This window comes from Vibrio kagoshimensis, assembly GCF_050337535.1.
In the GTDB taxonomy this organism is placed as follows: Bacteria; Pseudomonadota; Gammaproteobacteria; order Enterobacterales; family Vibrionaceae; genus Vibrio; species Vibrio gallaecicus.
In genome coordinates this window covers 269,567-291,182 of sequence record NZ_JAKJSZ010000003.1, presented here as the reverse complement: position 1 = coordinate 291,182, position 21,616 = coordinate 269,567, and the positions used below count along the sequence as shown (strand labels likewise).

Below are 21,616 nucleotides of genomic sequence, written 5' to 3'. Positions count from 1 at the left end.
CTATTTCAATATTAAGGCTCAGCAGAATTTATTTGCTGAGCCTTTTGAGCATGGGCTACGAGCCATAAGCGGTATATAGGATTAACCCGCTAACGTTCAAAGTAGATCCTTGCTCTCAAACCGCAGTTACCCTCACACAAGCTACCATCATATGAACAACTACCGCTTAGCTGATTAGCACCTGAGTTATTATCGCGTAGAATCAAGTAAGCATTATGTCGCTTAACCACCGCATCCACTAAAGACAAGCCCAACCCATTCCCTTGTTCTGTACGGCTTTTATCCGCACGAAACATTGGTCGACACACACTCATTTTGTCGCTCTCAGAGATCCCTATGCCATTGTCTGCGACCACAACGCCAAAATGATCAATTATCACCTCAATATCTCCATGATCAGGAGTGTATTTCACTGCATTCTCAATCAAATTAAACACCGCGCGAAACAGTAAGCTTTTATCTCCCTGAACCTCACAAAACTGATCTTGACGGCAAATTAAACGTTGCTGCTTCATTTCTGCAATAGGGCTAATAAACTCAATGGCATCATGGGCAACTCGGCCTATATCAACCGCTTCAGTCGCCAACTTTGTTTGTCCGCTGTTCAACTTTGCGATTTCTAACATGCTATTGAACAGCGACAAAATAAGTTCAAGCTCATCATGGCAAGCTGAGAGCTGATCACTTTGTTTAACAGTCAGCTTCTCATCAGACAGTATCTCTTCTAGGCGTAGTTTTAAACGAGCCATCGGCGTTCGCATATCGTGAGCCATGCCCACCGTCAGTGACTTAAGTGACGCTTCATTCTTTGCCATTTGTTCAATCATAAAGTTGAGGTGAATCGCCAATATATCGAACTCATCATCTTGTTTCGAAACCGCTATTTTCACATCTCGCTCTCCGCATAAGACACGATTCATAGCACGGTTCACTCGCTCTAAACGTTTTAAAATCAATATGGTAAAGAACAAAGCAGCTATAAGCATCACTGCCACAGGAAGGATAATTCCCGAAAAGACAATCGGAATAAGAGACTTTTGATAGGCTTCAACCGCGTGGTGATCTATGCCTATCACGAGCTGGTGCGTATCACCGACTAAGATATTTGTAACGCTAGAAGGTAACGTTCGAATGGGATAAGTAGGGTTATTTGACACTGGCTCTGAACGTTCAGTTAAGCGATAGTAAAAACTGGTTTCTGATGCTCTTTTTGTGGCGAGTAGCCTTTCAACATCTTCTTTGCTCTGCTTCGCCACAAAGCTAAACTCTGCTGACTCATCTTGGAGTTGTTTCACCAATTGCTCACGGTGAAATGCATCTGAATCTTTATAAACTTGCCGTATTACAATGACATTCACGACCGTGATTAACACAAAGACACCCACTAACGTCTTGAAGACCGATGAACGGGTCAGTGCATAATCATCGACGAAGGACATAGCCAGCCCCTCTTACTGTATGCAGCAGCCCAGAACATCCAGCCTCTTCTAACTTTCTTCTTAAGTTGGCGACATGAACATCAATCACGTTGGTCTTAGGGTCAAAGTGGTAACTCCATATCGCTTCAAATAAGCGCATTCTCGATACTACCTGCTCACTGTGTTCTACAAAGTACTGGATGAGCTGAAACTCTTTCGGCTGCAAGATAAGTTCTTGTTTATTACATACAACACGGTGAGCGCGTAGATCAACCTCTAAGCAGTCATAACTCAAAGCGTGCGTGGTTGCTGACTGCTTGTTGTGGCGATGGATAATAATATCGACACGGGCAAGCAATTCAGCCAAAGCGAATGGCTTAATTAAGTAGTCATCGCTACCGGCTTGAAGCCCGTCCACTCTGTCTTCCACACTATCCATCGCACTCAATATAAGAACAGGTAAATCTTCCTGCGTAGCTTTAATAGCTGAAAGCACTTTCATTCCATCTAAGTAAGGGAGCATTCTATCGAGGACAACCAATTGATATTCGGCGCTCAAAGCCATCATTAAGCCTTTTTTACCATCTTCTGCTTGGTCAACTGCATAACCATGCTCTTGCAGCCCCTTTGCGACAAATTCTCTGGTGGTGGTGTCGTCTTCGATGATCAGTATTTTCACTGTACGCCCCCGTATTTAAAGGATAATTTTATCGTAAGGTGTGGCTTGGATAGAGGAAAAAAGAGAGGCTCGCGTGACTAATGCGAGCCAGTTACGGTTTAGGGGGTAAACCGTGTCTAAATAAAATAACGGAGCTTTATTGTATGGTTTAATTGAATTTTCATCACAGAAAACAATAACACCTTATATTCACGGGCATTATGCAGTGCTTCTGATTTAGATTTCATTTTCAGATGATTAACGATAATTAATCAACATTTATAAGGTAATTTAGCCTGTAAATAACTGTTTTATGATAACGAGTGTACTCCAATATCCCTGCGACCTATCTACCTGTACTTTAGAGGTGGCGATGAATAAGCGATGGGAAGATGGGGAAAGTAAGCATGGAATATTGAAAGATAAGATATTACAGGAATAAAAAACGGCCCAAGATAGGACCGTTCAAATGAGTAGAATTCGCCACATAAAAACTGTAAGCGTCTTCCTATAGATTTAAACTGTTAACTAAGGAACCAGCCTAAACCAATCACTAAATTTACTCGTCATCCACTTTTGGTGCGACTTTCTTCTTAGGAATAAATACCGTATCACCCACAGCCACATTATTGTGGAAGCTCTTATCGCGTTTAACCGGTTTCTTAGGTGTTTTCTTCGCTTGAACCTTAGCTTTACCCTTCGCAGGACCGCCTTTCTGGAATGCAGGTTTACGAGGTTTAATACCTTTAAACTTACCTTTCAAGCCTTCAAGAACTGAGAAGGTAAGATCTTGCTGTAGGTACATTTCTACACGTTTAAAGCTATCCCAGTCTTTTGGTCCAACAAGTGAAATCGCATCACCTTTGTTACCAGCACGACCTGTACGACCTACACGGTGCACATATTCTTCAGTATGCTTCGGCATATCAAAGTTGATTACGTGACTTACGTTTGGAATATCGATACCACGTGAAGCAACATCAGTCGTAACAAGAATCTTAAATACTGCTCGTTCAAACTGGCTCATGATCGCGTTACGTTGAGTTTGGTTTAAATTACCACTCAGAGCGACGGCTTTAAGCTTCTTCTCGTTTAGCTTTTCAGTTAGACGATCAGTATCCACACGAGTAGCTGTAAAAATCATTACCTGACGGTATTCAGCTTCTTCAATAATGCGGTCTAAGATTGCTTCTTTATGATCTAGGTGATCACATAGATAGAATTTTTGCGTAATGTCTCGGTGTTCTTCATTAGAAACACCAATTGAAATACGCTTTGGCGTATCTAACATTTCGCCAGCAATACCATTCACTTCAGCGTGATCTAACGTTGCAGAGAACATTAGCGTTTGGCGACGACGGTGCTTAGCTGCATTTGAGATACGACGCAGCTCAGGTGCAAAACCTAGGTCTAGCATACGGTCTGCTTCATCCAGAATCAGTGTATCGACACCATCGAGGAATAAAGAGCGGTGCTCAAGGTGATCCGCTAAACGCCCAGGCGTAGCGACAATAAAACGTGGATATTTACGTAATGCTTTAACTTGATCGTTAAAGTTCTCACCACCAAGAATAAGAGCAGCTTCATAAGACAAACCACCCAGCATGCTGCGAAGTTCACCGTAAACTTGTTTAGCCAGTTCACGGGTTGGAGCCAAAATCACACCACGAGGATCACGAGCAGAAAAAGCTTTCGATTTTAATGCTTTATGTATCATAGGTAATACGAATGCTAACGTTTTACCTGATCCTGTTTTTGATGAAGCCAATAGATCCTTACCAGCAATAGCCACAGGGATCGCTTGTTGTTGGATCTCTGTCGCTTTCTTGAAGTCGTAATGTTTTAAGTTCTTCAGTAAGCGATTATCTAAGCCTAAATCTTTAAAGTGCAAAGGACTCTCCAGTCTTGGTGATTTGATACAAAATTATTTTAACGTGACATGATACCGCGAAAGTACTTCTAATGGATAGAGATCACATAAAATTTATCAGGTATCTTTCTCCAACCTTTTGTTTACAGCCTTGTGTTAATACCTAGCCAAGTCATCTGAAAAGAATAAAACCCTGCCAGCCTATTCAAAAACCTCGTCATAAAAATGCTAAGACTTAATAAGAGGCAAAGAGAGTAAGTACGCGTATTGGCTCTCAAATATGAGACATCCACCACCATCTTGGATAAAAAGGAACAGATTTATCATTTTCCTACTTGTAAATTAGGTGCTTAAAATTTTTATCGCTACAATCATTAATGAAGCGACTGTATGGTTAGAAATGTATAGCGCATATTTTGATATTAATATAAACAAGGAGTTCTTATGAACAAGACGTTATTCGCAGCTGCAGCTTCCGTATTTATTCTTGCTGGTTGTTCTTCTGGTCCCGATGAATCGGCAATGGCAGGCATGGATGAGCTTAAAAACCAAGTTGCTCAACTGACTAGCGAAGTTAATGCACTTAAAAACGAACAATCAACAGCAGAAATGAAAGCGAAGCAAGCCGCAGATTCAGCAATGGCAGCGCAAGAAGAAGCTGCTCGTGCCAATGAGCGTATTGACAATATTGCTCAGTCATACACAAAATAGTTAAGTAAATCGATAATACATAACCGATTAATTTTACTGACTATCGCCGTTTACCCTTAGTAAGGATAAACGGCTTTTTTATGCGTGTTGATTGATGGAAGACAAAGCTAAGGTGAAACAATTTCAACAGGTACACCATTTTGTGCAAAAATGACGGCTTTTGCTTTAGAGTCAGACAATTGAGCATCCTGTAGCCACCACTCTAATTCAACAGGTACATTCAGAGCTTTTTGTGATCCGTCACTACGTGTCAAAGGTTCATGCGCCTCAATAAACACACTTCTATCAGGCTCAAGAGCAATTTTTATCGGCTCATTAATAATCGTCACCTTCTCGCCTTTGTGCACTTTTTCAAATAACCATTCAATATCTTTCGGTTCCATCCTAATGCAACCAGAGCTGACCCTAAGCCCTATACCGAAATCTTTATTGGTACCATGGATAAGATAGTCACCTGCGCCATAGGCGAGTCGTAAAGCATATTGACCCAATGGGTTTTCAGGGCCCGCAGGCACAACAGGTGGAAGTTCTATCCCTTTTTCTAAATATTCAGCTCGAATCGATTTAGGCGGCGTCCAGGTTGGGTTAGGTCTTTTTTGGCTTATTTTTGTTGTCATCTCAGGTGTATCACGCCCAACTCTTCCGATTCCGACCGGAAACACATGCACTTGATTTTTTTCAGGTTCAAAATAGTACAAACGAAGTTCGGCAAGGTTGATGACAATACCTTCACGGAGAGTGTTAGGCAGAATGAATCGAGTCGGGATACTTAGCACATACCCTTCATTTGGAAGAAAGGGATCAATGCCTTTATTCGCCGCCATTAACGATAAAAAACCGACGTCATACTTCTTAGCTATCTCTGCGAGCGTTTCACCTTTCACCACTTCATGTAGTTGAATCCGCCCGACCACGCGGCTTTCGTCTGTTGGCAATGGAAAAGTTGCTGCAAGTAAGTGAGAAGAACAGAGCCCTAAAGCGAGAGTCAGTACTTTCAATCTTCCTTTAATATTATTGAATATTGGTCGCTTAAACTCGCAAGGCATAGTATTCCCTAAATAACTCTATATTTAGAGTTTAGATTATCTATGTTTATAAGTATCAACAACCAGAATGATTGATATACATGCCCCATGCATAATTTCCGTTCAGTTTCGTATTTATTACAACTAAGAAATCACTTACTTCTTCTGACTTTCTTCTTCGAGATAGCTGTATTTAACTCGATAAGTGGGCTATATGAGTAATGGAAATGCAATCATATGCACCTATTCACATTGTAAAATAGAGAATATGGGTAACAAAAACGATTGCCCATAAAATTTCAACATATTTAGTTATCAACAATCATAAAATTCAATAGCTGAACTCATTCTGTGACAAAGCTCTCAAGGAACCCTTATTTAACTCGCTAATATTGCTTCAACAGAACGAATTCAATTCAACAGAATTGGTAATTTACAAACCTGTTCCGTAAATTACCGTTTAACTTTGGAGAACGACAATGGCAACCCCTCACATTAATGCACAACTTGGTGATTTCGCTGAAACGGTTCTTATGCCTGGTGACCCGCTTCGCGCAAAATACATTGCAGAAACGTTCCTTGATGATGTAAAGCAAGTTTGTGATGTTCGTAACATGTTCGGTTACACCGGTACTTACAAAGGCAAAAAAGTTTCTGTTATGGGTCACGGCATGGGTATCCCATCATGCTGCATCTATGTACACGAACTTATCGCTGAATTTGGCGTTAAAAACGTTATTCGTGTAGGTAGCTGTGGTGCAGTACGTGACGACGTTAAATTAATGGACGTTGTTATCGGTATGGGTGCATCTACTGACTCTAAAGTAAACCGTATCCGTTTCAACAACCACGATTTCGCGGCAATTGCTGATTACGGTCTTCTTGAAGAAGCAGTAAAACAAGCTCGTTCACAAGAAGTTCCTGTAAAAGTAGGTAACGTATTCTCTGCAGACCTTTTCTACACTCCTGAAGCTGATTTATTCGGCAAAATGGAAAAACTAGGCATCCTAGGTGTTGATATGGAAGCGGCTGGTATCTACGGTGTTGCTGCAGATCTAGGTGCTAAAGCACTGACTATCCTAACAGTTTCTGACCACATCATCCGTGGCGAAAAACTAAGCTCTGAAGAGCGTCAAAAGTCGTTCAACGACATGATGAAAGTTGCACTAGAAACTGCAATTAACATCTAATTAATTATTGATAGAAATAGTTAATTGAAAAGAAATACCCAGCAGCTAAGTTCGCTTAGCTGCCCAGATAATCCCGAGGGGGCGATCGTGTCTAACGGCGAGCTGCCAAAAGATGCGGATGGTTTACAACTCAACTTTTGTAAAACATTGGCGTGTAACAACTTTGGCTTGAGCGATGCAAAACGTTATGTTTTGCAACATGCGAACCCTAAGCGTCCAGCGATGGTTTGTCGTGAATGTGGTGCGTTCCCCCCCTTACTTAACAATCGTGAAGTTCTAAACGAATTACATCGTTTACGTCAGCTTCATAGTGATGGACTCCCTGCTTGTCGCAATAATGATTGTGAAAGCTTTGGTCTTTCAGTACACACCCATAAACACCTATACCATGCCTTTGGTTATAGCGGTGACCGCCAGCGATACCGCTGCAAATGCTGCCAATCAACGTTTGTTGATAAATGGTCAGGTTCCAATAAAAAGCTTCAATTTCAAGAAAATCTTATGGGCTTATTGTTCATGGGTTATTCCGTACGTGAAATTTGCCGAAAATTAGAAATTAACCCAAAAACCTTCTATGACCATGTGGATCATATTGCGAGCCGTTGCCGTCGTAAGCTGGCAATGATCGATGCTCGTTGGGTTAACCATGCAAAAGATTATCAATTTGCTTCGCATTACCAACGTTTACAGCCAAACAGCAATAATGGCGTTGTGTGGATCGCGACGGGAGAAGCGCATTCTGGATACATTTTATGCCAGCATGTGAACTACTCACACTCAGAAGAGCCTATGGGCGGAGTTGATCATAACCCGTATGACACTGCGTCACGATTTGTCTCTCGTGATCACTCTTCAGAAGCAAATATAGAAACACCCAAACCTTCAGAAAACTTGCGTGAGCGTATCGAGCAGAAGTATCAAACTATTCTTGCCCGTGGCAATGTTGAAGACCCTATGGGAAATTTAACAACATTCTCTTACCCATCTAAAGGTGCGTTAATCCGCCCACCTTATACATCTTACGCACACTTTTTACATGTGCTTGATATGTGTAAAGCAGACAAACACGTTTCAATCTATTTACCTCAAGATCCCCTACTAAGATCTGCCGCTCTTAGCGTGTGCTTGCCGCGTATACAAAGCCAAAATATTGACTTAATGTATGTGGAAGAAGATCTATCATGGGATGAAAGTGCTGGTTTTGAAAAGATTGATATTGTGCATATGAGTTGGTGGCGAGATCGCTGGGCAATTGCAAACCAAGAATCCAGCCAAAAAGGCATTTGCTACCTAGCAGGAAAAAATTCAGAACCTAAACAATGGTTTAATGAAGCCTCTATCAAGCATACCGAATTTTATCAGCAACGTTTTCAATTGCTATTCGACAGCTTCATTAATGAACCAAGACGTAAACTGAGACCGGGTGGCATCCTTCCCCTTCTAGACATATTCAGAGCTTGGCACAATCTGTGCTACCAAGATAAGCATGGGGCAACAGCAGCCCAGCGTCTTGGTGTGACCGATCACCCTCTGACGCTAAAGCAGTTACTCTCATAACGCTTTGCATTTATAAGATGTGTTAGATAAATAACCATATTAATTAATCACTAGAACATGAGCTAACGCGAATTAATTATAAAGATATTCGCCTCATAAACTTTCTACTGAAGATAATTCGTGCTTATCCTATATCATGCTCTTATAATGATCGTGTTATCAATACGTTCGGTAATTATGGATATACGCCTTGGACAAACACCAGTACCTTCTTGAAACAGAATTAGAGCAGCTCAAGAGTCGTGCAGATTCTGAGCCTCAAGTCATCTTAGAACTCTCACAACAATGCTTAGTGAGAGCTGAACAGATGCTGTTTGAAAAAGGGGCGATACAGGCATTGATGATCATGTCTCGCTGTCACTGGAACTTGATGGATTATCGAAAAGGCTTAAAAGATATTAAAGAAGCTTATTCTCGCCAAAACCGACTTGATACTGACATATTCCTTCCTGAAATCCTCCATCTTCATGCTCTCCAGTTTTGGGGACAAGCCAAATACTACTCTGCCCAGCAATATTGGATAAATGCATTAGAGCAATCTGCACTCGTTGATGAAATAGAAATTCAAATAGAGTGTTTAATTGGTCTTGGTAACATTTGGCGTATTACTCATGAATATAAGCTGGCTTGTTCAACCCACCAGCTCGCGGTTAAGGTTGCAAACAGTAGCAGAATTGGCTGGCTTGAAGGGAAAGCAAGAATACTACTCGCATGGGATTACTACCTTCTTAGCAATTATGTTGAAATGCTTTCTGTACTTGATGGCGCTGAAGAAGCACTACAAGATCACCACGACAATACATGGCATGCAGAAGTTTGGGATTTCAGAGGATTAGCACTTTTAGGCTTAGAGCGCCTAGACGACGCTGAAAAAGCCACGGAAAAAGCACACGGTCTTGCGATAAAGCACAACCTGACATGGATGAAAGCTCACTCGTATATTAGCCGAGCAAGGTTGCAATTACTCAGAAAGAAACCTGAAGAAGCCGCCGAGTTATTAGTATTAGCCGAACAATCGGCAGGCTCATTCGATAATGGTGAACTACTCAGTCAGATCTGTTTTCAGCAATCTTTGGTTTCAGAAGAAAACGGCGATTATGAAGCCTCTCTCATCGCCTTTAAGAAGTACCGCCAACACTCTATTGACATGCTCAGAGAGCAAACCACGCGAGTAGGTTTAGATAAAGCTCGTAATTCTAAGCGTCAACTGGAGCAGAGGGCGAGAAAACTCATTAATCGTATTCGTGGTCAACATGAATATGATCCAGAAAAACATTTCTCACATGTGGTTTCAGAAACTTACTGGTGGGAAAAGCTGGTTTTATACAAGACAGAGCTCAAAAGTTCTAAGCATGCCGTTATCATGTTCCAGCATGTTGATCCTGATTACCTCGAAGTTTGTACAGAGCTCGCTCATGCGATATGCAATCAAAATGACCTTATCTCTCGTTTGAGCACAGAGCGTGTCGCGCTTATGCTTTCTGAAAAAGGGGACGAGGCAGAGAAAGTTTTCAATACCTTGAAAGCCATGCTTGATATGTACCCATGGCATAGACGCGGATTAAAGGGTAAGAAACCCACCATTAGTCTCAATGACATTTTAACGTTCCCGTTCACTCTTGAACAATTAGAAGAAACCCCAGAAAAGGTAGAGACTGATGGAAACGCTACTAAGTAAAATAACGGATGCAGGGCTTGATCCTTCATCAGTTTCTGGTGAAGAAGCCATTATATTCTGGAACCATATTCGGCTGCATATTTCAACGACACCTCAAGAGCGTGCTCACTGCTATATCATCAGCTCGGAATATAGAGCGGAATTAAAGCAAAACCAAATCAGTATTGATGAACTGCGCCTCGCACTCGACCTGCTTTCTTTACCTCGTGATGTTGAAGATATTTTAACGGTCAAGTCCAGCTTGAGTGAGCGTTTAGTTGAAATCGGCGATTACACTGCAGCGCTCAATGAATTTGTCAGCTCTTCTACAATTTCAGTTGAACATGGATATATCGATGAGTACGTTATGGCTATCATCGGAATGGGTAATTTATGCGATGCCTATGGCGACCATAACCGTGCATTACGCTATTACCAAAAAATCGAAAGTATCGACCACGCCATTAGCAGCCGCTCATTAAGACTTCGCTTTAAATTGCATATGGTTGCAAGTCTAATTTTGCTCAACCGAATTACTGCCGCAAATGACCTTTTACGTGAATGTGAAGAGCTAAGTATCTTAGTCAGTGATAAACGACTCACAGCTCAGATATTGCTGTATTGCGCTAAAATTTTACGAGCCAAGAAAGAGTATAACGAAGCTCTTCTGTGCCTTTCAAAAGTTCAGTACTCTTCAACTAATATTCAAGCCAGCTGGTTAGCCACTATGATCCGTTTAGAAGTGGCTCATAACTTAAATGCGGTAGGTAAAGAGCACATCGCAAGTATGATTCTTGCGAACACACATAAGCGAATTAAACACTATTCTTCACCAGTTCTAGCAAAACGATTTTATGACTCTTTAAGTTCAGTATGCATGACTCAAGGTCGATTCAAAGAAGCACTGGCATACGAGAAAAAAGGTTACCGCATTGAAACTGATTTAATGAAGCAGATTCCGATTAGTGAATTAGGAGCCAGCCAGTTACGTCGTTTATCCCGCTTTGAATTGCAGTTGAAACTGATACTTTCAGAACAAGAAAATAAAGAATTAAAAGAAACGACAGAGCAACATAAGAATACCGTAGCTCAGCTGCAACAGGATGTATTTACTGACCCACTCACCAGCTTACATAACCGACGCTGGCTAGATGTGAAACTGAAAGACTTACTGTTGCATGAGACGCCATTCGCTCTGTTAGTTGTCGACATCGACCACTTCAAATCAATTAATGATGAGTTAAGCCATTTAGTTGGTGATAAAGCAATTGTGAGCGTTTCACATGAACTTGCCTCTTACTTCAAATTTAGAGGGGCATCTTGTGTCCGTTTCGGTGGTGAAGAATTCTTGGTCATTTTAGAAAATTCAGACTTAGCGAAAGCTGAACTTCATGCTGAAAATTATCGAGAGCGTATATTCCAGTATGGCTGGAGAGAGATACTCGGAGAACGTGGGTTAACAGTTAGTATTGGTATTACGCTGCACCGTGATGGAGAAAATACTCAACGTACTTTCTACCGAGCAGATAAGGCTTTATACCGAGCAAAAGCCAATGGTCGGAACCAAGTCTGCACTGAATAGTAAACCTAGTATATCTTCAGAACAAACGTACCACACAATAAAGAGCTCATATTGATGGGCTCTTTACTTTTGTGCTCTTCTACTTCTACTTCTACTTCTACTTCTAGAATGATTTACACCTAAAACATAAAAGTAAACTCACATACACCCTCAAAGTTAAAACAAAATACTCTATAAAGGTTTTATTTTTCATAACAAATACTTACAGCCTAGTGTAAGATAAATTCAGACCTCTTAAAATTAACAAGGACCCGTTATGTTTTTAGACTATTTTGCCCTTGGCCTCCTCATATTTGTCGCATTAGTCATCTTTTATGGAATCATTGTCATTCATGATATCCCCTATGAAATTGCCAAAGAGCGTGATCACCCGCATCAAGATGCGATTCATGTTTCCGGCTGGGTGAGTCTTTTCACTTTACATGCTATTTGGCCATTCTTATGGATATGGGCAACACTGTGGCGTAAAGACAGAGGCTGGGGATTCGCAAAACTTGCAGAAGAGCAACACGATATCCACCATCGCGTCGATACTCTGATTGATCAAGTAGCCGCGCTTCAGCAAGAAGTTGCGCAATTAAAGCAACCGACTACACAAACTAACTCAACGCCAAAGCAACAGACAACATCGAACAACTCAACTTATGCTCAAAATCAGGAGGTGAAGTAATGGATTTACTGCTGATAATGACCTATGCAGCACTTTGTATCACTATTTTCAAAGTGTTTAAGATTCCCCTAAACAAGTGGACAGTCCCAACAGCGGTACTTGGCGGAGTTGTTTTGATTGGTACTCTCATTTTATTGATGAACTACAATCACCCGTTCACGCAAATTGGTAACCAAGTCTATTCCACTACCCCTATTGTTTCTGGTGTTCGAGGCAAAGTTATTGAGGTTCCGGTAGAAGCGAACAAACCTTTGAAACAAGGTGACGTTCTATTCCGTATTGACCCTATCCCATTTGAAGCTGAAGTTGCGAAATTACAAGCGAAAGTAAAAGAAGCCAGCCAAGGTGCATTAGGGCTTGAATCAATAGTCAATGAAGCCGAAGCAGCCAAAATCAAAGCCATTGCGGAAAGAGATAAGGCACAACGTGAATTTTCTCGTTACGAAAGAGGCTTTAAAAGTGGTGCTTTCACAGAGCAACAACTTGATACCAAGAAACAAGCATATAAAGCAGCAGAAGCCGCTTTAAAAGTCGCAGAAGCAAACCAACAACAAGCTCAAATTGCACTCAACTCAGAGATTGGTGGTGAGAACACCGCTGTTGCGGGATTACTTGCAGACTTACGTATTGCTGAGTTTAACCTTGATCAAACCGTAGTTAGAGCGCCAACTGATGGCTACGTTACACAGTTAGCTCTACGACCTGGTGTCATGGCTGTACCTCTACCGCTTGCACCTGTCATGACTTTTGTTCATACAGAAGCGCAGTTCTATACTGCTGCATTTAGACAAAATTCACTGCAACGTTTACAACCTGGGTTTGAAGCTGAATTTTTATTCCGCGCCTTACCTGGTAAAGTATTTAAAGGTCGTATCGATGAAGTAATACCTGCAATCGGCGAAAGCCAATTTCAAGCTAGAGGTGCCCTGTTAGGTACTGATGCATTAAGAACCAATGGTCGTGTATTTGCAAAGCTCACGATTACTGATGATTTATCGGAGTATCATTTACCTCTAGGTACTGCTGTTGAGGTTGCCGTTTATTCCGACAGTTTTACTCACGTTTCAATAATGCGTAAAGTTCTTATTCGAATGAAGAGCTGGCAAAACTTCCTATACTTAGATCATTAATTGATTTAAAAATTTAAAGTAAAACTAAGCCAGAGCGTTCATGCTCTGGCTTTTTCATTCTTCCCCAAAATCATCTATCAACTCGCTGAATGATTTTTAGACATCTAGACACTTGGCTTTCCTAACTAGCAGATTCTCCTGTATACTGCGCGCCTTATTTTTAATATTTGCCTAAAAAACAATCTTGTTTAAAGATTTACCAATAGCGGCAATTATTAGGCTCTTTAAAGCATTTATCTTTCTGTATTTGAGGTTATCCATGAACTTTTCAGCTAAAACTGTCGTCGTGATTGCGATCGGCGCTGCTCTATATGGCATTGGTGGTTTACCAATGTTTGGCGTGCCTGTTTTTGCCAACACTACACTTAAGCCAGCAATGGCTGTATTAGCACTATTCTCAGTACTATTTGGTCCAATCGTTGGTTTCTTAGTAGGTTTTATTGGTCATTGGGTAACAGACTTGTTCGCGGGCTGGGGCGTTTGGCTTACTTGGGTTTTAGGTTCAGGCATTGTTGGTTTGGTCATTGGTTTGTTTCCGATAATGACTAAGAACCGCTTGCAACAAGGTGAACTTCCGATGAAAGATTTTGTTCTTTTTGTTTTGCTCGCTCTTGCAGGCAATGTCGTCGGTTACGGCTGCTCTGCATTCTTAGATACTATCCTGTACGCAGAACCTTTCACAAAAGTCTTCACTCAATTAACAATTATTGCCGCTGGTAACACGGTATTGATCGCTGTTGTTGGTTACTTGATTTTGAAATCAGTGGCTAAACGTAATAAACAAAGCCGTAACCTTACTGAGGCATAAGCGATAATGACTATAGCATTTTCGAACTTCTCTTTTAGATATGAGTCGCTGGATAAACCGACGCTAAAAAATATCAATCTAAGGATAGAGAAAGGAGAGAAAATCGTCATTATAGGTCCTAGTGGTAGTGGTAAATCTACCCTAGGGCAGTGCCTAAATGGTCTGGTTCCTCATGCGATTAAAGGTGAAACCTCTGGATCACTGCAGATAAATGGGCAGGATACGTCTACCTTCGACATGCACGATTATACCGAGCAAGTAGGCACAGTATTACAAGACACTGACAGCCAGTTTGTAGGGTTGAGTATCGGTGAAGACATTGCTTTTGCATTAGAAAACCAGCAAATGTCTAACATTGATATGTACCCGTTAGTGAAGTCGACGGCAAAAATGGTCGACCTTGAAACCATGTTAGATCGTTCACCTCATGATTTATCTGGTGGACAAAAGCAACGCGTATCTTTAGCTGGAATCTTAGTTGATGATGTCGATGTTCTGTTGTTTGATGAACCTCTCGCGAGTTTGGATCCTAAAACGAGCAAAGCAACAATCGAGATCATCGATCAACTCCATCAAGAAACGGATAAGACCATCATTATTATTGAGCACCGTCTTGAAGATGTTTTACATAAGCATATAGACCGTGTGATTTTAATGGAGCGTGGCGAAATCATCGCAGACACGACACCTGATGAGATCCTTGCTTCTGGTTTACTTGATATACACGGGATCCGTGAACCGCTGTATCTTTCTACGCTTAAAGCCGCAAAAGCACCTTTAACTGAAGAAGATAAACTGTCGGTATTCGAACAACTTGATTTCAAAAAATTCCGACCAAGTATCCAAACATGGTTTGAACAAAGACCAAGCGTCGCCCCTGCTCAGAACTTTCCGACTCTTCTTGAAGTTCATGGCTTAACTTATTCATATGATGGCGAAAAGAATGCGCTTGAAGATGTGAGTTTCAAAATTGGCAAAGGTGAATTTGTCTCTATCTTAGGCAAGAATGGATCGGGTAAATCTACGATTACTAAGATTATCATGGGCGTTATCGAGCCTGACTCTGGCTCTGCTTACTTAAATGGTGAAGAACTTTCTCAAATGTCTATTTTTGAAAGAAGCCAAAAAGTAGGTGTGGTTATGCAGAACCCAAACCATATGATCTCACATCACATGATTTTCGATGAGGTAGCATTTGGTTTACGCAACCGTGGCGTAGAAGAATCAGTAGTTAAAAGTAAAGTAGAGTCTGTTCTTGAGCTTTGTGGGCTGAGTAAATTTAGAAAATGGCCAATTGAAGCTTTGAGTTATGGACAAAAAAAACGAGTCACTATTGCTTCTATTTTAGTACTTGAACCCGAGCTTCTCATTCTCGATGAACCGACTTCAGGGCAAGATTACCGTAACTACACATCTATGTTGAATTTCATCCAGAAATTGAATAATGAGCTTGGGATTACTGTCGTCATCATCTCTCATGACATGCACTTAGTCCTTGAATACACAACTCGATCTATTGTTATTGCCGATAGCAAACTGATTGCTAACGCCCCAATGACTGAAGTATTTAGCCAACCATCTTTGCTGGAAAGGGCTAATCTGAGCACCACAAGTATTTATGAACTTGCAAGTAAGATGAAAATTGAAGAGACCAACGCATTCATGCAGCATTTTATTGATTATGAGCGAGGTTCATTATGAATGCATCAAAAGTGAAATTTGGTATCAATTACATCGATACTCAATCACCACTGCACGCACTTAATGGTATTACCAAGTTCGCCCTTTTTCTTGCATGGGTAACCGTCGTCTTAACCACGTTTGATATTAGACTCATCCTGACTCTGATATTTACTGGTTTAGTTCTGCTTAAGATGACAAAAGTACCAGTGCGTGTTTATAAGCCGCTGCTTATAGGTACTGCAAGTGTATTGCTGCTTAATGCACTTTTCATGTATTTACTTGCTCCTCAGCAAGGACCCGAGTTAATTGGCAGTGAGCACATTCTATTTGCTTTACCGGGAAATTACTCATTAAGCCAAGAGACTCTGTTTTATCTGATAACTGTGACGTTGAAGTACATGAGCATGTTCCCTATCGCGCTCATTTTTGTATTCACAACACATCCTACTGAGTTTTCAGCGAGCCTGAACCGCATAGGTGTGCCTTACAAAGTTGCTTATGCTGTAAGCCTTACACTGCGTTATCTGCCTGAAGTGAAGAAAGACTTTGTAAATATTATGCATGCACAGCAAGCACGAGGCGTAGAGTTGTCTAAAAAAGCATCTCTAATTACCCGAATTAAAAACGTGGCGAAGATACTTGGACCGTTGATCTTTTCGAGTTTAGATAGGGCAGATGAAATATCTAATGCGATGACATTACGTGGATTTGGCAGGCATAAATCTCGTACTTGGTACAGCTACTCACCTTTAAAGCGAATCGACTTTGCCGTACTTAGCTTTATTTCTATCATCGTTGTTCTAGCAGTTACAAAGCGAGTATTCGAAGAGCAACTATTCTGGTATCCGTTTTAAGATTAGTGGCTGGTGAGTTACACATAAATCGCATTACTTAAAACAGCTTTAATCAAAAAAATACCGCTCAACTTTGAGCGGTATTTTTATATTAGTAACTTGAATCAACTCTGCCGTACAAGAAGTACAAAATAGCTAACTCAAAGCACATCTATTAAAAGTAAGCGAACTCACCTTTAATTAAGTTTATAGAAAACTGTAGATAGTGGCGGTAACCTCAACTCAATAGATTGAGCTAAACCTTCACTTTGAATATCTTCAATTTCAACTGTCTCTTTTACTTCATATTCACTACCATCGAACTCTTTTGAGTCCGTATTTAATAGCAATGAATAGCGACCTGAGCTTGGTACGCCTAAACGGAAACGTTCATGAGGAACAGGTGTAAAGTTAGAAACAACCAACACACGCTCACCCGACTCACTGATACGCTCGTGTGCTAACACACTCGCTTCAGCCGAATCTTGTAGGCGCCACTCAAACCCTTTAGGGTCAGAATCCAATTCGTGCATCGCTCGCTCTGAACGGTATAAATTATTCAGACCTTTTGTTAGCTGCTGCAAACCTTGGTGACGTTCGTAATCTAGCAAGAACCACTGCAGTTGATCGTCATGATTCCATTCAGCCGTTTGACCGAATTCAGCACCCATGAAGTTCAACTTCTTACCAGGTTGAGCATACATGTAACCCATGTAAGCACGTAAGTTCGCAGTTTGCTGCCACTCATCACCTGGCATCTTGTCATGGATAGAACCTTTACCGTAAACCACTTCATCGTGAGAAAGAGACAATACGTAATTCTCGCTGTGTGCATACACTAGCGGGAAAGTAATAGTGTCGTGGTGGTATTTACGGTTAATCGGGTCTTCTTGAATGTAAGATAAGCTATCGTGCATCCACCCCATATTCCATTTAAAGCCAAAGCCTAAGCCCCCCATAAATGTTGGTGCAGATACACCAGGGAAAGCCGTAGATTCTTCAGCAATGGTCATGGCATTAGGGAAATGTTTATACACTTCCTCATTCATCCATTTCAACGTCGCAATAGCATCGTAATTTTCGTTGCCACCATCGACATTAGGTATCCACTGGTCATGACTGCGTGAGTAATCAAGGTATAGCATTGAAGCAACAGCATCCACACGGATACCATCAATATGGAACTGTTCAAACCAATACAAGGCATTTGAAACTAAGAAGCGGCGAACATGTTCACGACCTAAATCGTAAATGTATGAGTTCCAATCTTGGTGCCAGCCTCTACGTGGATCAGGATCATGGAACAAAGGGGTTCCATCAAAGTCAGCCAACCCGTGGTCATCGGAAGGGAAATGCGCTGGAACCCAATCCAGAACAACACCTAGACCGGCTTGGTGGCACTGATCAACAAAGTATTTAAAATCATCAGGTGAACCAAAACGACTAGTCGGAGCGAATAAACCAATTGGTTGGTAACCCCAAGAGCCATAGAAAGGATGCTCAGATACAGGCATCAGTTCAACGTGTGTGTACCCTAAATCTGTTAGGTACGGTATTAGCTCAGCAGCGAGCTCTCGGTAATTTAAAAATTCACCTTCCGCGTTACGTTTCCAAGAACCTGCATGAAGTTCATAAAACGATAAAGCTTCTTTACGTTTCTCTGTCACTGGGCGGTTTTGCCATTGAGTGTCTTGCCACTCGTAACGATTGTGATCATACGTAATTGATGAGAAAGAAGGGTACTGCTCAGAGTAGAAACCCCAAGGATCCGCTTTATGAGGTAAGCCTTCCCCATTTGGTCCTTTCAATTCAAATTTATACTGAGCGCCTTCTTCCAAGTTAGGAATGAATAGCCCCCAAAGACCATAATCCAAACGTTGCATTGGATGACGGCGACCATCCCACTCATTAAAATTACCAACTAAACTTGCTGCCGTGGCATGCGGGGCATACACAAGAAATCGTGTACCCGAAATAGTCTGTCCATCACGTTCTAGAGTCACAAATTGCGAACCCATGTGCTTGTACATTTCTTTCGGTGTATGCAGCTCTTCGTAACCTGCATATAAGCCATGATATTGATATGGGTCATCAATAATCTGTTCAACACCCGACCAATTAATCGCAAGTTGGTAATGTGTAAAACGTAAGTCGCGATTTTGCTCTAGAAGAAATCCACTTTCATTCTCTCGCTTTAACTCTACGCGTGGTTCATCCCCAACAATCAACTCTACTTTATCTGCCCCAGGGATCCATACTCGCAACGCACCTTCGGCTGCCGGTAAGTATGGGCCCAAAAATGAAAATGGGTCAGCATATGAAGCCTGTGATAGTTGGGTATATATTTGTTTTTGCTTTGAAATGACGCTTTTTTCCAAAACTTATCTCCCTAACCAAACATCAAAAATTACTATACAAAAATGCCCGCTAATAGTGCGGGCAATATAACGACGATTCAGTTTACCTGACGAAGGCCTGTGATTGAGTGACCAAGGTTGTAGTTTCGTATTCGACTGCAATAAAGTGCACTACATTCCCGCTCACTCATTAGATTACTCACCGGCTTTACTACGCACTTCTGTTAGGCGCGATGCCACTCTATTCACACCTTCGTGTGCAAAGATTTCGTCTAAATTCATTGACAGCTTGCGGCGCCAGTTTGGATACTCATCAACAGTTCCTGGAATATTCACTGGCTGATCCATTTCTAACCAATCTTCTAACTGTACACTAAGTAAAGTTGATGAACCTGCCGCGACATGAAGCTGCAGCGCTTCTGCCAAGTATGAATCCATTGGCACTTGGCTTGCGTCACGTCCCACACCTTCTGGTAGGTAACCATGCCAAGCCACTGAGTCTAAGATGCCTTGCTTGCACTCTAAACGATTAACGAATAGCGTTTCTAGTTGAGCCGCATCAGGGTATAGACCAATTTCTTCACCCATTTTTAAATCATCACAGTGCCAGAACCCACGAAGTGTTGGCATATCATGCGTACATAATGCAGACATCGATTGACCAGCATAGTGTTTAGGTGAAATGAAACCACCATCATCTTCTGATGTTTCGAAGAAGAATACTTTGTATGAGTGCACGCCTGCATCCGCAAGAATATCAACGATTTCGTCAGGAACAGTCCCTAAATCTTCACCAATCACACTACACTGATGACGATGAGATTCAAGCGCAAGAATTGAAAGCATGTCTTGCACTGGGTAGTAAACGTATGCACCTTTGGTTGCATCTTCACCACGTGGAATCCACCATAGACGTAGTAGACCTAAAACATGGTCAATACGTAAAGCACCACAATGTTTCATGTTAGCTTGTAGCAATTTCACAAACGCATCATAGCCGGTTGCTTGTAGCACCTCTGGATTTAGCGGTGGTAAGCCCCAGTTTTGACCAAGAGGACCAAGAATATCTGGTGGAGCACCGATGCTCGCATCCATCACTAGGTTGCCTTCATCAGCCCATGTCTCGCTTCCTGAATCAGCAACACCTACGGCTAAATCACGGTACAGACCAACCGCCATGCCCTTCTCTTCGGCTAAACGCTGAGCATCATCAATCTGGCAATCAGCAATCCACTGTAAGTACATGTAAAGTTGTACTTTCTCTTGGTTGTCTTTGATGTATTTTTGAGTCGCTGGGCTATCAAATGTACGGTATTTTTCTGGGAAAACCGGCCAGCCCCACATACCACTATCTTCCGAGTGAAGATCAGCATGCAGTGCGTCAAATGCAGCTTGTTGAGTTAAGCTATCACCACCTTTCTCAGCAAACGCTAAAAACTCTTGTGCACGATCACTTGTGTTATCTAAGTGGCGTTTTTTGAATTCCGTGAAAAGAAGAGGAAGAATGCTCATCTTCAGATCTGAAACTTCTGTGTAATTTACCCAATGTGATTCACGCGCTTTTTGTAGACGTTGCTGGAACTCAGTACTGCCAACAGTTTGCTGCGCTTCTGCACTTAGAGAGAACTCAGGAACTGAACTCACATCAATGTAAAGAATATTCAACCAACGACGTGAAGATGGGCTGTACGGGCTTGCCCCTTCAGGGTTCGCAGGGAATAGAGAATGAATCGGGTTTAAACCGACAAAGTCGCCGCCACGTGATGAGATATCTGCAACCAATTGTTTTAGATCGCCAAAATCACCGATACCCCAGTTGTGCTGAGTTCTCAATGTGTAAAGCTGAACGCTTGGGCCCCAAAGCTTTTTACCATCATCAATGGCATCTTGTTTGAAACATGCTTTTGGTGTGATGATAAGTGCCATTTCATAAGGCGTTTTACGACGCTTACGGCTCACTATCAATTTGTGGTAACCCCATGCCAAATCACTTGGCAATGCAAACACTAAAGGGCCACCCTCTGCACGCTCATCACGAACGACTTGAGATTGAAGATAGCCTTCAAGTACCTCTCCCTGCTCGGTTTCTAAGCGCCAGCTAAACTCACTTTCACGGGCACTTGCACCTAGGTTAAGCGCCACTTCTACGGGCTCACCATCACGCAAAACAAGAACTGGGTCTAATACGTCTTTCTTGTGTTTCTTTTCTGCTGACTTCAATAATGCAGCATCATTACTTGTGTCATAGCCAAGTGAAGCCAATAGATGTGTAATTGTCTCATCTGAAACTTTAGCTTCATCGCCCCATGCACTAACGTAGCTATCTGCAATGTTTGCCATTTCTGCGACTTGTTTTAATACGTTTTGTTCTTTCATCGCTCTCTCCGAAGGCACTGCTTTTACGCCTTCCAAATCTGTAGGGGTTCTATCAATTAAAAGGCCAAGGCAGCGTACTGCCTTGGCGTTG

Annotated in this window: 16 protein-coding genes; 10 read left to right on the top strand and 6 right to left on the bottom strand. The window is 41.7% G+C overall.

Translation table 11 applies throughout. The features are described from left to right. Positions 1-89: 89 nt before the first annotated feature. The 3 genes from L4C37_RS03290 to L4C37_RS03280 form a co-directional block, all read right to left on the bottom strand. Positions 90-1,439: a sensor histidine kinase gene (locus L4C37_RS03290; protein ID WP_429767856.1), complete on the bottom strand. Its 1,350-nt coding sequence runs from the start codon at positions 1,437-1,439 to the stop codon at positions 90-92. Next, the gene (locus L4C37_RS03285; RefSeq protein ID WP_137371942.1) at positions 1,423-2,097 is read right to left on the bottom strand and encodes a response regulator transcription factor; all 675 of its coding nucleotides are present in this window, start codon (positions 2,095-2,097) and stop codon (positions 1,423-1,425) included. Before L4C37_RS03285 ends, L4C37_RS03290 begins: the two co-directional genes overlap by 17 nt. A gap of 538 nt (positions 2,098-2,635) precedes the next feature. Continuing rightward, on the bottom strand, positions 2,636-3,967 hold the full coding sequence (locus L4C37_RS03280; RefSeq protein WP_273293618.1) for a DEAD/DEAH box helicase: 1,332 nt from the start codon (positions 3,965-3,967) through the stop codon (positions 2,636-2,638). Between the two features lie 423 nt (positions 3,968-4,390). On the opposite strand from L4C37_RS03280, the gene L4C37_RS03275 reads away from it, so the two are divergent. Beyond that, positions 4,391-4,657, top strand: coding sequence for an Lpp/OprI family alanine-zipper lipoprotein (locus tag L4C37_RS03275; protein ID WP_137371940.1), 267 nt, complete (start codon positions 4,391-4,393; stop codon positions 4,655-4,657). A gap of 107 nt (positions 4,658-4,764) precedes the next feature. On the opposite strand, the gene L4C37_RS03270 is transcribed toward L4C37_RS03275, so the two are convergent. Further along, complete coding sequence (locus L4C37_RS03270; protein WP_373367612.1) at positions 4,765-5,655, bottom strand: L,D-transpeptidase family protein; 891 nt, start codon at positions 5,653-5,655, stop codon at positions 4,765-4,767. A 506-nt stretch (positions 5,656-6,161) separates the two neighbouring features. Between L4C37_RS03270 and deoD the strand changes: the two genes are divergently transcribed. The 9 genes from deoD to L4C37_RS03225 all read left to right on the top strand — a co-directional run bounded on the left by deoD (position 6,162) and on the right by L4C37_RS03225 (position 16,813). Next, entirely contained in the window at positions 6,162-6,872 is a 711-nt protein-coding gene (deoD, locus tag L4C37_RS03265; protein WP_372265586.1) for a purine-nucleoside phosphorylase, read from the top strand. Positions 6,873-6,959: 87 nt separating this feature from the next. After that, positions 6,960-8,429, top strand: a complete 1,470-nt coding sequence (locus tag L4C37_RS03260; protein ID WP_429767855.1) for a transposase — start codon at positions 6,960-6,962, stop codon at positions 8,427-8,429. A gap of 190 nt (positions 8,430-8,619) precedes the next feature. Continuing rightward, a complete protein-coding gene (locus tag L4C37_RS03255; RefSeq protein ID WP_137371936.1) occupies positions 8,620-10,107 on the top strand; it encodes a tetratricopeptide repeat protein in 1,488 nt (495 codons plus the stop codon). After that, entirely contained in the window at positions 10,088-11,668 is a 1,581-nt protein-coding gene (locus tag L4C37_RS03250) for a diguanylate cyclase (protein WP_137371935.1), read from the top strand. Before L4C37_RS03255 ends, L4C37_RS03250 begins: the two co-directional genes overlap by 20 nt. 256 nt (positions 11,669-11,924) lie before the next feature. Beyond that, positions 11,925-12,338 (top strand): DUF3302 domain-containing protein, encoded by a 414-nt coding sequence (locus L4C37_RS03245; protein WP_429767853.1) that lies wholly within the window; start codon positions 11,925-11,927, stop codon positions 12,336-12,338. Beyond that, entirely contained in the window at positions 12,338-13,468 is a 1,131-nt protein-coding gene (locus L4C37_RS03240; protein ID WP_273294971.1) for an HlyD family secretion protein, read from the top strand. Before L4C37_RS03245 ends, L4C37_RS03240 begins: the two co-directional genes overlap by 1 nt. Before the next feature lie 259 nt (positions 13,469-13,727). Continuing rightward, positions 13,728-14,276, top strand: a complete 549-nt coding sequence (locus tag L4C37_RS03235) for an ECF-type riboflavin transporter substrate-binding protein (RefSeq protein ID WP_137371932.1) — start codon at positions 13,728-13,730, stop codon at positions 14,274-14,276. A gap of 6 nt (positions 14,277-14,282) precedes the next feature. Beyond that, complete coding sequence (locus L4C37_RS03230) at positions 14,283-15,977, top strand: ABC transporter ATP-binding protein (RefSeq protein WP_429767852.1); 1,695 nt, start codon at positions 14,283-14,285, stop codon at positions 15,975-15,977. After that, positions 15,974-16,813, top strand: coding sequence for an energy-coupling factor transporter transmembrane component T family protein (locus tag L4C37_RS03225; protein ID WP_137371930.1), 840 nt, complete (start codon positions 15,974-15,976; stop codon positions 16,811-16,813). The genes L4C37_RS03230 and L4C37_RS03225 overlap by 4 nt, the downstream gene beginning before the upstream one ends. Before the next feature lie 176 nt (positions 16,814-16,989). Here L4C37_RS03225 and glgB read toward each other — a convergent pair whose 3' ends face one another. Together glgB and malQ are read right to left on the bottom strand one after the other, a co-directional pair. Beyond that, complete coding sequence (glgB, locus tag L4C37_RS03220; RefSeq protein ID WP_429767850.1) at positions 16,990-19,170, bottom strand: 1,4-alpha-glucan branching protein GlgB; 2,181 nt, start codon at positions 19,168-19,170, stop codon at positions 16,990-16,992. Positions 19,171-19,344: 174 nt separating this feature from the next. Next, entirely contained in the window at positions 19,345-21,525 is a 2,181-nt protein-coding gene (gene malQ / locus L4C37_RS03215) for a 4-alpha-glucanotransferase (RefSeq protein WP_137371928.1), read from the bottom strand. Positions 21,526-21,616 lie beyond the last annotated feature (91 nt).